The following is a 13,541-nucleotide window of genomic DNA, read 5'->3' on the forward strand; positions in this document are numbered from 1 at the left end:
TTCTTAAGATAGAAATCGTATATCTTTCTTTCTCAGTGAGGTGTGTATATTTCATGGTTTTACTTCTTGGCGGGAGCAAAACTTATGAATACCACATCTCACTGTTTTATTTTTCAGAGGTGTCGCACTTCGTACTTGAATCCAAGACACATAACAAGCAATTCAAGCTGATTCGCAACGCCCGGCATTTTCGGTTTCAACTTGTTTGGTGATTACGGTGCTGTGTTTTAGTAAGGTAGCAGCGTTGCTCACAACTTAATTGGGCGTTATACCGCAAAGGAGAAATCAATGATAAAGCAAATAAGCGGCGGAGATCAGTCGCTCTTACCTCTATCAAAAACAAGCTTCTCCGAGCTACGAAAAATCTATCGTCCAACTTCCGAAGCTCAAAGAAACCAAGCTAGTTCAACAAATGAGTGGACTTGTTTGGGGTATTATTTGGATCACCAGCTAGTGGGTCTTATAAAGGTTAAGTTGTCCGGCAAGACGCTTAATTTAAGTACACTTGCTGTCATGCCAGAATGTCGTAAAAAAGGTGTAGCTCGAAGCTTAATTTTGGAAGCAGAGCGTATGTTCTCAAATGCAGGCTTGCTCTCAGTTTGGTGCGTTGAGCAAACTGGTAATGTAGAGGTCTTTGAGGCACTAGGTTTCAAGGTTGCAGAGCGTATTGAGTCAGATATTTTTGAATTGGCTGACAGCTCAAACGTTAAAGCAATAGAAGTTCGTCTGGAGCGGCAGACAGCGGTATAACAAAGCGTTTAAGGCGGATTCACAACGCTTGGCGATTTCAGTTCAAGTTGAATTTAGTGTTTAAGGTACAATGGGTTAGGTATGGTGGTTGGCGTTGTTCACCACTTAACGCGGCGTTATATTTCTTTTCAACTATTGTCATAATCCATAAGATCAATGGGTTATGTCGAATGGTAACGAAAGGTGACATTACCTTTTTTCTTCGGCATTTTCCTGTAGAATCGCGATGACTATTAGCAGCACCGACGGGAGGAATACAATATGAATATATTTAATGTTGAAATTTCCTCTATCTGTCTGACTCAAGCTGTCGCGATATACCTCCCCTGCAATTTATAACCTGAATCATGCGCTCAGTGCTCTATAGCTCTGAGCCGCTAGAACGTTTTCTCTATTACTTGGTTATTATTGGAGGGGTTATGTCCCTTTTTGTTGCCTCCCAAATATTGGTGGGTTTAGCTGCGCTATTCGATATCGCATCGTTTCAGTTTAAAAATCGTACGCTACTTTTGTCCGCATTAAGCATATCGGCATTATTGATTGCCGCGCATTTTGCCCTACTTACTGAGTGGACTGCGGCATGTTTGCTGGTAATAGGAGCATGCCGTTACTTAGCAGGAATCTTCATTTCAAACCCTAAAATAAAGTGGCTGTTCTATTTCGTTACTTTGTTAGGTACTGTTTTTACTTTTAGTGGTTTAACGAGCATTCTGAGTTGTACTGCGTCGCTATTACATACGAAAGCTTCGTTTAGTAGCAACGACAAGCTAATGCGTTGGCTGATGGTTATTGGGACAGGAGTGTGGGGTGTACATGATGTTATCGTTGGCTCACCGGTAGCGGTGTTAATAGACGTTTTGTTTATCGCAAGCAGTGTCATTGGTTACTATAGAATACATATTAAAAGTCCATACCTTGAGAATTAAGTGTTTGTTTTCATGCTATTATGTTCGAAATTGGCGTGACGAAAAACAGAAATATAACAAGCAATTCAAGCTGATTCGCAACGCTCGGCACTTTCGGTTTCAACTTGTTTGGTGATTACGGTGCAGTGTTTTAGTAAGGTGGCAGCGTTGCTCACAACTTAATTGGGCGTTATGTTTACTTGTATTTCAAGAGCTTAAAATTCTTAGGCTGAAGTTCTTTATCCCTCTGGCAATCCCTCCCTAGTAGACTCAGCAAATCCGCATTGTCGGTCTAAGTTCTTGAATCTCTTAGCCCGTAAAACATGCTAATGTTCGCGGGTTGCTTCATTGTCAGGTCGTGGCGGTCGGCTTCTTGTTTAACTGGATCAAAGTCGCTTTCAGGTTCATTACCAAGCAGCATTTCAGCTTGGCAGTTGCCTCGGCAATTCGGCATTGTTTTGCGCTTTGGTTGGAAAGAAAGGGCGCTTGTTGGATCTTTGTCGAGTTGCCTCATTGGGCAGGGAAGTGGAATTACTGGTTTTGGGTTAGTCGCTTTTGGCGGCCAAGTTGGTTCTTGCCTTGTGGTTTGGTTCAGAAAACTGGCTTGAAATTGCAGTTCTTTCTCAATTAAGTCAGTAACTTGTGGTAAAACATAACAAACAATTCAACAGTGATTCGCAACGCTTGGCGCTCTCACTTCGGGTTGAGTTAAGTGTTTACGGCGCAGTGGTCAAGTTCCGTGCTTGCGCTGCTCACACGTTAATTGGGCGTTAGGTCCCCCCCACAAGTGTAGATTTCACTTAATCGAAATAAAGGAAATGGATGATAATGACTGGAAGATTTACTGAATTCTTAGTTTGCCCAAGTGGTAAATCACCTAAAAACCTCAAAGACTCTATTCGACGTATTCAAAACTCCTCACTGGGTTTTCGTGAAAGCTGGTTGTCAGGTGAACATGATGATGCTCTAAAGACTAGTGAAGAGGCTTTTGAACATTTGGATTACGTACAAAACGAATTCTTGCGACAACGAGATGTCCACAAGATGGATGCCGCTACTTGGTCATCTTCACCGTTTAAAACTGAATTAGGTAGCCATGTCGGTAACTTAATTAATGGTATATCAGTTAGCGATAGTAATTTGTTCATTAGCCAAGCAATTGGAAGCGCACATTTGCCATCAGGTACAACTACTCAACCTCTTACCCTAGAAAAAGCTCTAAACAAATTGAAACACCGCGATACGGTAAAAATTAATTTTTCTCTTCCTGAGCTGGGAGGTCATAAACTGTATATTCTTACAAACGGAGGAATGGGACAACCTGCTTCCTTATCTGAAATTGATATGAACATTTTCTGTTCAGTATGTAAGGCTGCATCAGAGCATGTCTGACTAGGCATCAAGTGACCTAACAATAAATTTAAGAGTGATTCACAACGCTCGGCGCTTTCACTTCAAACCAATTTAGTGTTTATGGCACAATGCTTTAGGTTAGGTGTTAGCGTTGTTCACACCTTAATTTGGCGTTAGGCTTCTCATGGAACGAGGTACACATGATAAAAATGGTTTGGCTTATAGTAAGGCTCGCAGTGGTGTATTTAATAGTAGGCCCCATGCTCGGTATTTTACTAATAGCGAATAACTCTCATCCGCTATTCTTCCACCTAGAGCGAGATGTAGTGGGTTGGATTAGCATATTTGGGTGTGTCATCGCGTACATCTTGGTTCGGCTTGAAGCGACAAAAGAAGTCGGAAAGTTATTCTTCGTAAGCATACTAGGTGCTCTAGTCATCTTAATGTACGTCAAAGAGCACTTTTGGCTTCAAGGTATGAGAATCCATTCTTGGACAGTATTTTTGGCGGTCTTATTTGCAATCTCTTTATTGTTCTTCGTCATTCCTCATCGTCACTTAAAACCGCTACTATTTCTTTTGCCCGTATCGGCATGCTCTTGGTTATTAGTATGGGTGGTTTATAGGCCTGCTAGTCTAGTTATTGAAATATTTGGGGCTAAAGATAAGCTACCAGAAGAGAATATAAGCAAGATCGTTGAGTTTATGCCAGAAGTTTTTCGTAGTTGCTTAGCTTCGGGTATTTTTATGGTTTGCTTAATTATGCCTTTTTACATTTTGGCAAGATGGGGGCATAACCCGAAGTCCACTTACCAAAGCCTAACAAAGCGTTTAAGGCAGATTCGCAACGCTCGGCATTTTTAGTTTGAATTAAGTATAGTGTTTAGGGTGGTATGGTTAGGTTTCGAGGTTGCGTTGCTCACTACTTAACGCGGCGTTAGGCAAAGGGCAGAAAAGTTCTTTGTTTTAATCTTCTTGCTCCCTCTGGCAGTCCGTTTCTCAAAGTCGGCAATTCAGCATTGTCGGCTCAAATTCTTGAACCTCTCCAACTGTAAAACAAGCCAAATTTAGTGGGTTTCCTCATTGAGTTTCAGTGTTGGTTGGTGGTGAATTTCACTGGCTTAAAGTGTGTGAAGGGCTAGGCAATCATAGCTTTCGTTTTTGTGGCTAGTCCTCAGCTTTGAGTTTCTCAGATTCAAAAAGCAACTTAATCGCTAAAAGGCTGTGTTTCGTGAGCATTGAACGTGAGGCTGTAACATAGTGACTTCAGTGGTTCTTGAATCACAAAAAGTTAGTGGGTGATTGGTTGCTTATCGTGTTTAAGGTATTCTCTTTTCAAACCAAGTTAGTGAGTACACAGAAAATTTGCCTAACAAACAATTCAAGCTGATTCGCAACGCTCGGCGCTTTCGGTTTCAATTAGTTTGGTGATTACGGTGACGTGCTTAGGCAATGTGGCAGTGTTGCTCACAACTTAATTGGGCGTTAGGTTTTTCGAGGATAAGTCAGCAATGAAGTATGTTTATCGTTTTTCAATAGTTTTTACGCTGTTTTTGTTCTTTCTCGTAGTCGGGTTGTACTCATTGGAGTTCTATATTCATGGCTTGTGGTCTTCAAACTTCACAAGGTTTAGTGCTATATCAGTTTTATTAGGTGCGAGCACGGCAATCACTGTTTGGTTATCCAATCAGGTTCGTCAGAACTCGGAAGACTTACTTGAGGAAACTAAACATTATTATGAAAAGTCTTATGAAACTCTAAATGTGTTAGGCGAGGATGGATTCCCTAAGAACCAGCGAATTCGCTGGTTAACCGCTGCTCGTTTGTTGTCGGTTGCAGAGAAACTACATAAACAAATTCCATTATCTAGCCATAAAAAACTATGCGAAGAAGCTAGAGAGTATTGGCGACAAAAGTTTTATGATTTATTGCTGCCGAACAAACAGGGCCCCAATAAAAATTACTTTGCAGAAGATATCAAGTTTCTTGACTCATACAGAGCTAAAGACCCTGAACCACTAGAGTTGAACTCAGTTTTAATGATTTTCCGTTTTGTCGAATGGCAAGATTCTCGTGAAGATCCGCTAGAAAATGTTCCTATGCCAGATGACAAGAAAATTAATAAAATGAAGCGTCTAGGGCCTGTTGGTTTAGCTCAGTTATTAGAAGCGTATAAGAAATCAAAAGAACAAACCTAACAATAAATTTAAGAGTGATTCACAACGCTCGGCGCTTGCACTTCAAGCAGGTTTAGTGTTTATGGCACAATGCTTTAGGTAAGGTGTTGGCGTTGTTCACACCTTAATTTGGCGTTATGTTTACTTGTATTTCAAAGGCTTAAAAAGGTCTTAGGCTTTAGTTCTTTGTCCCTCTGGCAATTCGTCCCTAGTAGACTCAGCAAATCAGTATTGTCGGCCTAAGTTCTTGAACCACTCAGCCCGTAAAACATGCCAATGTTCGTGGGTTGCTTCATTGTCAAGTCGTGGCGGTTGGCTTCTTGTTTAACTGGCTTAAAGTCACTTTTGGATTCTTAGCCAATCAGTATTTCGGCTTGGCAGTTGCCTCGGCAATTTGCCATTGTCTTGCGCTTTGGTTGGAAAGAAAGGGTGCTTGTTGTTTCTTGGGCGGGTTGCCTCATTGGGCAGGGAAGTGGAATTACACGTTTAAGGTTAATCGCCTTTGGCGGCCAAGTTGGTTCTGGTCTTGTGGTTTGCTTCAGAAAACGAGTTGGAAATATCAGTTCTTTCTCAAGTAAATCATGTGTTTGTGGTAAAACATAACAAACAATTCAACAGTGATTCGCAACGCTTGGCGCTCTCACTTCGGGTTGAGTTTAGTGTTTACGGCGCAGTGGTTAAGTTCAGTGTCTGCGCTGCTCACACGTTAATTGGGCGTTATGTATTGGATGCAAATAGTTGCGATGTTGGAGCTTGTGCAATGGATAAAGGAGATAGCGAAATATGAGCGATCGGTTGGATCAAACGATTAGTAGCTTAATTGAAAATGAAATAAATCATGTAATTCGAACTACTAATGCGATATTAAAACCTCAATCAATTGAAGCTCAAAACTTATACGCTCGGTATCATTCTTGGACAGAGAATGCTCGTATCCACAATCATAATCTAAGTAACCTTACCTTGGGTGAGCTAGAACAATTCTCAGTAGAAGAATTCGATATTCCATCGTTCAAACAGTATGTTTGCATGCAGTTGACAGAGCACGGGTATAATAAAAACAGATTTGAACAATTGATGTTAAATGATCGACGTCATTTTGAGTGGGATGACCAATTCGATCATCGATTGGATAAATATGTTGATGATTTGCGGTCTATATGTAGGCATTCGGGAATTATAGCGGGTCATATACTTGCTGACGACCTTCATCAGACTCAAACAGAACTGAGTGTATTAATGAAACGCTTTAACGTTACTGCCTTTAATCAGACGGACTCAGTAATAGGAAAACTCGATGAAATGGAATCAAACGTAATAAGCGCAGTGGAGAAGCTAAATCAGCCTTCTAAAAGCGATATATTGGACATCAAGCCAAACTTTTTTGGCTTTGGGCTAAATGGAAATGCGTTGTACAAACAAATACAAAATTGGTGGAAACAACGAAGCGGCAAACTATAACCAATACATAACAAAGCGTTTAAGACAGATTCGCAACGCTCGGCATTTTTGGTTTGCTTTAAATTTAGTGTTTACGGCACAATAGTTTAGGTAGGGTGGTAGCGTTGCTCACTACTTAACGCGGCGTTATGTTTACTTGTATTTCAAAGGCTTAAGGGTCTTAGGCTCTAGTTCTTTGTCCCTCTGGCAGTTCGTCCCTAGTAGACTCAGCAAATCCGCATTGCCGGTTTAAGTTCTTGAATCTATCAGCCCATAAAACATGCCAATGTTCGTGGGTTGCTTCATTGTCAGGTCGTGGCGGTCGGTTTCTTGTTTAACTGGTTCAAAGTCGCTTTTAGGTTCTTTGCCAAGTAGCATTTCGTCTTGGCAGTTGTCTCGGCAATTTGTCATTGTTTTACGCTTTGGTTGGAAATATAGGGCGCTTGTTGGAGCTTAGTCGGGTTGCCTCATTGGGCAGGGAAGTGGACTTACTTGTTTTAGGTTGGTCACCTTTGGTGGTCAAGCTAGTTTCTTCCTTGTGGTTTAGCTCAGAAAACTAGTCAGAAATAGCAGTTCTTTCTCAATTAAATCATGTGTTTGTGGTAAAACATAACAAACAATTCAACAGTGATTCGCAACGCTTGGCGCTCTCACTTCGGGTTGAGTTAAGTGTTTACGGCGCAGTGTTTAAGTCTAGTGTCTGCGCTGCTCACACGTTAATTGGGCGTTAGGCAAAGGGCAGAAAAGTTCTTTGTTCTAATCTTCTTGCTCCCTCTGGCCACCTGCTTTTCTTAGTCGGCAATTCTGTATTGTCGGCTCAAATTCTTGAATTTCTCCAACCGTAAAACATGCCCAGATTCGTGGGTTGCCTCATTGGTTTTCAATATCGGTTGGTGGTGAGTTTTACTGGCTTAAAGTGTTGAAAGGACAAGTTAATCGAAGCATTCATTTTTGCTGTCAGTTCGCAGCTTTTAGTTTTCCGGTTTAAAAGCTACTTCGTCGCTGAAAAGACGCATTTCGTGGTTGTTGAAACCTAGGCTGTAACATAGCGGTTTCAGTTGTTCTTGAATCACAAAAAGTCAGTGGGTGATTGGTTGCTTATCGTGTTTAAGGTATTCTATTTTCAAATCAAGTTAGTGAGTGCGTAGCAAAATTTGCCTAACAAACAATTCAAGCTGATTCGCAACGCTCGGCGCTTTCGGTTTCAATTAGTTTGGTGATTACGGTGAAGTGTTTGAGTGTTTTGGCAGCGTTGCTCACAACTTAATTGGGCGTTAGCACGCTAGAGAAAATATAAACATAGGATGTTAAATATATGGAAGAAGAAGTATCAGTTGGCTCGAATGTAGAATTAGCTTCTAGATGGTCGCGTTTTTGGGCGGTATTCATTGATGGGCTAATTGGTATGGCATATACAGTACCAGTCTTGTGGTACACCGATTTTGGCGACAGAATAATGTCTTCGGGCGTTTGGTTTCCATTAGAGTCGTTCTTACTCATGATTTATGGTTGGGCAATGTACCTTCTGTTCCATGGTTATCTTTTGCATACAAAAGGCCAAACCATAGGCAAGAATGTGTTCGATATTGCTATAGTCGATACAAGTGGCGACTATATTGGTCTTCCTCAGCTATTCACAAAACGTTTTCTTCCTATAGCAATAGCTGCATTTATTCCTTTAGTTGGTAACTATGTCGCTCTTATTGATGGTTTGTTCATATTTCGTAAGGACAAGCGCTGTATTCATGACCTTATAGCTGGGACTAAAGTAATAGCTTTAAAGACATCAGTTAGTAGCATCGAAGAAGGCGGTGAGAAAGCGTGCTAACAAGCAATTTAAGAGGGATTCACAACGCTTGGCGCCCTCACTTCAAGTCAGTTTAGTGTTTATAGCGCAATGCTTTAGGTTTGGGGGGAGGCGTTGTTCACCCCTTAATTGGGCGTTATGTTTACATGTATTTCAAAGGCTTAATTGTCTTAGGCTCTAGTTCTTTGTCCCTCTGGAAGTTCGTCCCTAGTAGACTCAGCAAATCCGCATTGTCAGCTTAAATTCTTGAATCTCTCAGCCCGTAAAACATGCCAAAGTTCGTGGGTTGCTTCATTTTAAAGTCGTGGCGGTCGGTTGTTTGTGTAACTGGCTCAAAGTCGCTTTCAGGTTCATTACCAAGCAGCATTTCAGCTTCGCAGTTGCCTCGGCAATTCAGCATTGTTTTGCGCTTTGGTTGGAAAGATAGGGCGCTTGTTGTTTCTTGATCGGGTTGCCTCATTGGGCAGGGAAGTGGAATTACTGGTTTTAGGTTAATCGCCTTTGGTGGTCAAGTTGGTTCTTACCTTGTGGTTTGCTTCAGAAAACTAGTCAGAAATATCAGTTCTTTCTCAAGTAAATCATGTGTTTGTGGTAAAACATAACAAACAATTCAACAGTGATTCGCAACGCTTGGCGCTTTCACTTCGGGTTGAGTTAAGTGTTTACGGCGCAGTGTTTAAGTTCAGTGTCTGCGTTGCTCACACGTTAATTGGGCGTTATGTGCTTAGGGATAAAAATCAGATGCTTAGACAATTAGGCGATTTTCCAAATAGAAGTTTTGTTGAATATGCGACTATCAATGTACGAGTGAAAAATGAGTTTTTGCCGAAAAATCTGCGCTCATATCATTGGGAGCATGATGAAAATTCAATGATTACACTCAGTGTGTCTCCGTCAGGGCGATTACGAGGAAAAAGTATTTATCTTGAATCGCTAGAGTTAGCTGAAGAATTTTCTGGTTTCCTCCATCAACTGTTCAGTCAACGAAAGTATAAGGCAGACTATTCTTTGGAAGTGGAAGTGGTAGTGGAAACATCTTCTAGAGGTAAGACTATTTCACGTTGGAAAGCCGAAGATTCCCAGAAAGTTAGAGACGTACTACAACTTCAAGTACGCACATAACAATCTGTTTAAGAGGGATTCGCAACGCGTGGCATTTTCACAATGCGTTGGTTTTAGTGGTTAAGGTGGTATGCGGCAACTTCAGTATTGCATTGCTCACCCCTTAACAGGGCGTTATGTGTAGCCAGAGGAAAATATATGGAAGTACAGCTGAAAGTAGGTAGTGACTCCTTATTCGCAGAATCTTTAACCAAGTCAAATATGGCAAGCTACTATCAAACTCGTGGGATCATCTGGGATCACAATCAGTTTCTAAGTAGTTGGGAAGAGTTAGTTAATTACGAAGTCCATCTAGACCAAGATCGTGTTGGTGTTCTCCGTTTTAGCTATAGTGGCGATACTACCTTCTTGAGAGACTTTCAAATTTTGCCTGAGTTTCAGGGCAGAGGAATTGGGGCTAAGTGTCTCGAACTAGTTATTAGACATGCGCTTAAAAGAAAGTCTACTAAGCTCGTTTTGCGTGTGTTTAGTGAAAATCCAGCAATCAGCCTGTATGAGTCCAAGGGCTTCGTTAGAACATCTGAAGTAAAAGGGGTGGTTGAAATGGAGATCCCTTTAAGTTCAAACACATAACAAACTGTTCAAGAGGGATTCGCAACGCGTGGCATTTTTACTATGCGTTGGTTTTAGTGTTTAAGGTGGTATGCGGCGGCTTCAGTATTGCGTTGCTCACCCCTTAACAGAGCGTTATGTAAATATCGATACCGCAAATAAATGTCGTTCTGTATAATGGCCTAATTATGACGTTTAAGGTTTGCTCGTATGAAATTTATCACTCCAATCGTATTACTTACATCATTGCTGGTTTCTTCGTTCAGCTATAGTGCTACTAAAATCGACTCCAAAGATGCTCCCTTTCATGAAGGTGAAGATGTAATAGCTTGCGGTACTTTAAAGGAAGTCTCTCGTTTCAAGCGTGGCTTATACCTTAATATGGATGATCGCTTTCCAAAGCAATCTCTAACACTTGTTGTATGGGAAGATGACTTGGCTGAATTTAAGCAAGAACACGGCTCACTACAACAGTTAGTAAATAGTAAGGTTCGTGGCAAGGGAACTGTTTCAGAGTATCGTGGGCGTAGTCAAATAAGCTTGTACAATGCGTTTTCACTAAAGGTCGTTGAACGTAAGTAGATTTACATAACAAGCAATTTAAGAGGGATTCACAACGCTTGGCACTTTTGCTTCTACTTCAAATTTAGTGTTTATGGCACAATGCTTTAGGTTTAGTGGTGGCGTTGTTCACCCCTTAATTGGGCGTTATGTACTAAGGAGGCAGGATGCCAAAAACGTATTCCGGCTCATGTCACTGTGGTCTCATTAAATTCGAAGTTTTAGCCAATATTGACCATCTTCGAGAGTGTAATTGTTCCATCTGTATCCGTAGAGGTGCGCTAAATTTTAGAGTGCCAGAAGAGAATTTGACGGTTCTAACTCCCCTCGAAAATGCAGTTTTATACCAATGGGGCAGTGAGACCGCAGAAGACTACTTTTGCCCTAAATGCGGTATTCTGCCATTTCGTAAACCTAGCCAATTGACCAAAGCTGAAATCGAGGCAGGCAAAGTCCCATTTACTGGTTGGGCTGTAAATGCTCGTTGTCTTAGTGGGTTAAATATCAGTGAAATTCCGGTCGTGAAAATAGATGGAGCATCCCTTTGAGCACGTACATAACAAGCAATTTAAGAGGGATTCACAACGTTTGGCACTTTTGCTTCTACTTCAAATTTAGTGTTTATGGCACAATGTTTTAGGTTGGGTGGTAGCGTTGCTCACCCCTTAATTGGGCGTTATGTTTACTTGTAATTCAAAGGCTTAAATGTCTTAGGCTGAAGTTCTTTGTCCCTCTGGCAATTCGTCCCTAGTAGACTCAGCAAATCCACATTGTCGGTCTAAGTCCTTGAATCACTCAGCCCGTAAAACATGCCAATGTTCGTGGGTTGCTTCATTGTCAGGTCGGGGCGGTCGATTTCTTGTTTAACGGGCTTAAAGTCGCTTTTAGGTTCTTTGCCCAAGTAGCATTTCGGTTTGGCAGTTGCCTCGGCAATTCAGCATTGTTTTGTGCTTTGGTTGGAAAGATAGGGCGTTTGTTGTCAGTCTGTCGGGTTGCCTCATTGGGTAGGGAAGTGGAATTACTTGTTTTAGATTGGTCGCCTTTGGTGGTCAAGTTGGCCTTAGCCTTGTGGTTTGCTTCAGAAAACTAGTTAGAAATAGCAGTTCTTTCTCAAGTAAATCATGTGTTTGTGGTAAAACATAACAAACAATTCAACAGTGATTCGCAACGCTTGGCGCTCTCACTTCGGGTTGAGTTAAGTGTTTACAGCGCAGTGTTTAAGTTCAGTGTATGCGCTGCTCACACGTTAATTGGGCGTTATGTTTACTTGTAATTCAAGGGCTTAAAGGTTTTAGGCTCTAGTTATTTGTCCCTCTGGCATTTCATCCCTAGTAGACTCAGCAAATCAGCATTGTCGCTCTAAGTTATTGAATCTCTTAGCCTGTAAAACATGCCAATGTTCGTGGGTTGCTTCATTGTCAGGTCGTGGCGGTCGGCTTATTGTTTAACTGGCTTTAAGTCGCTTTTAGGTTCTTAGTCAATTGGCATTTTGGCTTGGCAGTTGCCTCGGCAATTCAGCATTGTTTTGCGCTTTGGTTGGAAAGACAGGGAGTTTGTTGAAAGTTAGTTGGCTTGCCTCATTGAGCAGGGAAGTGGAATTAAACCTTTTAGGTTGGTCGCCTTTGTCGGTCAAGTTGGTTTCAGCCTTGTGGTTTGCTTCAGAAAACCAGTTAGAAATTGCAGTTATTTCTCAAGCAAATCATGTGTTTGTGGTAAAACATAACAAACAATTCAAGCTGATTCGCAACGCTCGGCGCTTTCGGTTTCAATTGGTTTGGTGATTACGGTGAAGTGCTTGGGTAAGGCGGCAGCGTTGCTCACAACTTAATTGGGCGTTATGCGCTTTCGTGAAAGTTGAACTAGCCAGTTGCTAGAATGAGTCGTAAACTTAGCCTAAACAGAAGCTTAGGTGATAAAAATGGCATTTTCTGAAATTGAGCATAAACGGTATGAAAAAGCAGTCGAGAAGTACCTCGATTCTTGTCGTCCACCTGTAGAAATTCGTAATGAGCTGGATTTTGGCTTTCGCATTCAAGATCAAGCAATAGAAATTTTTGAAATCAGGTCAAAATGGAATGACCCTTCTGAAAAAATGGAGAGTTCGGTAGTTAAAGCTAAATACTATAAATCTAGAGATGAATGGAAAGTTTACTGGATGAAATCAGACCTGAAGTGGCATTCTTACGAGCCAGTACCAGAGGTTAAAACTCTCGAAGTTCTTTTTGAAGTTTTAGAAGCTGATACATATGGTTGTTTTTGGGGTTAAATCCAACCACGCGCATAACAAAGCATTTAAGAGTGATTCGCAACGCTTGGCGCTTTCGCTTCGCTCAAGTATAGCCAAGCGTTGCTCACACCTTAATGCGGCGTTATGTTTACTTGTATTTCAAAGGCTTAAAGGTCTTGGGCTCAGGTTCTTTGTCCCTTAAGCAATTCGTCCCTAGTAGACTCAGCAAATCCGCATTGTCGGTCTAAGTTCTTGAATCACTCAGGCCGTAAAACATGCCAATGTTCACGGGTTGCTTCATTGTCAGGTCGTGGCGGTCGGTTGTTTGTATAACTGGCTTTAAGTCGCTTTAGGATTCTTAACCAATTGGCATTTCTGCTTGGCAGTTGCCTCGGCAATTTGCCATTGTTTTACGCTTTGGTTGGAAAGACAGGGCGCTTGTTGGTGCTTTTTCGGGTTGCCTCATTGGGCAGGGAAGTGGAACTACACGTTTTAGGTTTGTCGCCTTTGTCGGTCAAGTTGGTTTCAGCCTTGTGGTTTGCTTCAGAAAACCAGTTAGAAATTGCAGTTCTTTCTCAAGTAAATCATGTGTTTGTGGTAAAACATAACAAACAATTCAACAGTGATTCGCAACGCTTGGCGCTCTCA

General features: G+C 41.5%; 17 protein-coding genes. 15 read left to right on the forward strand and 2 right to left on the reverse strand.

Annotation, left to right across the window (positions count from 1 at the left end; all coding sequences use genetic code 11):
- Positions 1-288: 288 nt before the first annotated feature.
- Together EJ063_RS19850 and EJ063_RS19855 are read left to right on the forward strand one after the other, a co-directional pair.
- Positions 289-750, forward strand: coding sequence for a GNAT family N-acetyltransferase (locus tag EJ063_RS19850; RefSeq protein ID WP_126576012.1), 462 nt, complete (start codon positions 289-291; stop codon positions 748-750).
- A gap of 419 nt (positions 751-1,169) precedes the next feature.
- On the forward strand, positions 1,170-1,676 hold the full coding sequence (locus EJ063_RS19855) for a YgjV family protein (RefSeq protein ID WP_126576013.1): 507 nt from the start codon (positions 1,170-1,172) through the stop codon (positions 1,674-1,676).
- Between the two features lie 271 nt (positions 1,677-1,947).
- Here EJ063_RS19855 and EJ063_RS21065 read toward each other — a convergent pair whose 3' ends face one another.
- Complete coding sequence (locus EJ063_RS21065; protein WP_167469928.1) at positions 1,948-2,109, reverse strand: hypothetical protein; 162 nt, start codon at positions 2,107-2,109, stop codon at positions 1,948-1,950.
- A 374-nt stretch (positions 2,110-2,483) separates the two neighbouring features.
- Between EJ063_RS21065 and EJ063_RS19870 the strand changes: the two genes are divergently transcribed.
- From EJ063_RS19870 to EJ063_RS19895, 5 genes are all read left to right on the forward strand, one after another.
- Entirely contained in the window at positions 2,484-3,047 is a 564-nt protein-coding gene (locus EJ063_RS19870; RefSeq protein ID WP_126576015.1) for a hypothetical protein, read from the forward strand.
- A 161-nt stretch (positions 3,048-3,208) separates the two neighbouring features.
- Complete coding sequence (locus EJ063_RS19875) at positions 3,209-3,871, forward strand: hypothetical protein (protein ID WP_244225215.1); 663 nt, start codon at positions 3,209-3,211, stop codon at positions 3,869-3,871.
- A gap of 647 nt (positions 3,872-4,518) precedes the next feature.
- The gene (locus EJ063_RS19880) at positions 4,519-5,205 is read left to right on the forward strand and encodes a hypothetical protein (RefSeq protein ID WP_126576017.1); all 687 of its coding nucleotides are present in this window, start codon (positions 4,519-4,521) and stop codon (positions 5,203-5,205) included.
- A 481-nt stretch (positions 5,206-5,686) separates the two neighbouring features.
- Positions 5,687-5,971 (forward strand): hypothetical protein, encoded by a 285-nt coding sequence (locus tag EJ063_RS21075; protein ID WP_244225216.1) that lies wholly within the window; start codon positions 5,687-5,689, stop codon positions 5,969-5,971.
- Complete coding sequence (locus EJ063_RS19895) at positions 5,968-6,645, forward strand: hypothetical protein (protein WP_019823148.1); 678 nt, start codon at positions 5,968-5,970, stop codon at positions 6,643-6,645. Before EJ063_RS21075 ends, EJ063_RS19895 begins: the two co-directional genes overlap by 4 nt.
- A 228-nt stretch (positions 6,646-6,873) precedes the next feature.
- On the opposite strand, the gene EJ063_RS21080 is transcribed toward EJ063_RS19895, so the two are convergent.
- Positions 6,874-7,035: a hypothetical protein gene (locus EJ063_RS21080; RefSeq protein WP_167469929.1), complete on the reverse strand. Its 162-nt coding sequence runs from the start codon at positions 7,033-7,035 to the stop codon at positions 6,874-6,876.
- 904 nt (positions 7,036-7,939) lie between these two features.
- On the opposite strand from EJ063_RS21080, the gene EJ063_RS19915 reads away from it, so the two are divergent.
- The 8 genes from EJ063_RS19915 to EJ063_RS21085 all read left to right on the forward strand — a co-directional run.
- Positions 7,940-8,452, forward strand: coding sequence for an RDD family protein (locus tag EJ063_RS19915; protein WP_126576019.1), 513 nt, complete (start codon positions 7,940-7,942; stop codon positions 8,450-8,452).
- Positions 8,453-9,013: 561 nt separating this feature from the next.
- Positions 9,014-9,553, forward strand: coding sequence for a hypothetical protein (locus EJ063_RS19925; protein ID WP_244225217.1), 540 nt, complete (start codon positions 9,014-9,016; stop codon positions 9,551-9,553).
- Positions 9,554-9,691: 138 nt separating this feature from the next.
- A complete protein-coding gene (locus tag EJ063_RS19935) occupies positions 9,692-10,126 on the forward strand; it encodes a GNAT family N-acetyltransferase (RefSeq protein ID WP_126576020.1) in 435 nt (144 codons plus the stop codon).
- A gap of 189 nt (positions 10,127-10,315) precedes the next feature.
- Complete coding sequence (locus EJ063_RS19945) at positions 10,316-10,687, forward strand: hypothetical protein (RefSeq protein ID WP_126576021.1); 372 nt, start codon at positions 10,316-10,318, stop codon at positions 10,685-10,687.
- Between the two features lie 146 nt (positions 10,688-10,833).
- Positions 10,834-11,214, forward strand: a complete 381-nt coding sequence (locus EJ063_RS19950) for a GFA family protein (protein WP_126576022.1) — start codon at positions 10,834-10,836, stop codon at positions 11,212-11,214.
- A gap of 933 nt (positions 11,215-12,147) precedes the next feature.
- On the forward strand, positions 12,148-12,447 hold the full coding sequence (locus tag EJ063_RS21285; protein ID WP_158676014.1) for a hypothetical protein: 300 nt from the start codon (positions 12,148-12,150) through the stop codon (positions 12,445-12,447).
- Between the two features lie 137 nt (positions 12,448-12,584).
- Positions 12,585-12,932, forward strand: a complete 348-nt coding sequence (locus EJ063_RS19965; protein WP_126576023.1) for a DUF3024 domain-containing protein — start codon at positions 12,585-12,587, stop codon at positions 12,930-12,932.
- A gap of 327 nt (positions 12,933-13,259) precedes the next feature.
- On the forward strand, positions 13,260-13,541 hold a 282-nt coding region (locus EJ063_RS21085; protein ID WP_208640384.1), incomplete at its 3' end, for a hypothetical protein.

The organism is Vibrio aquaticus, from assembly GCF_003970385.1.
Taxonomy (GTDB): Bacteria; Pseudomonadota; Gammaproteobacteria; order Enterobacterales; family Vibrionaceae; genus Vibrio; species Vibrio aquaticus.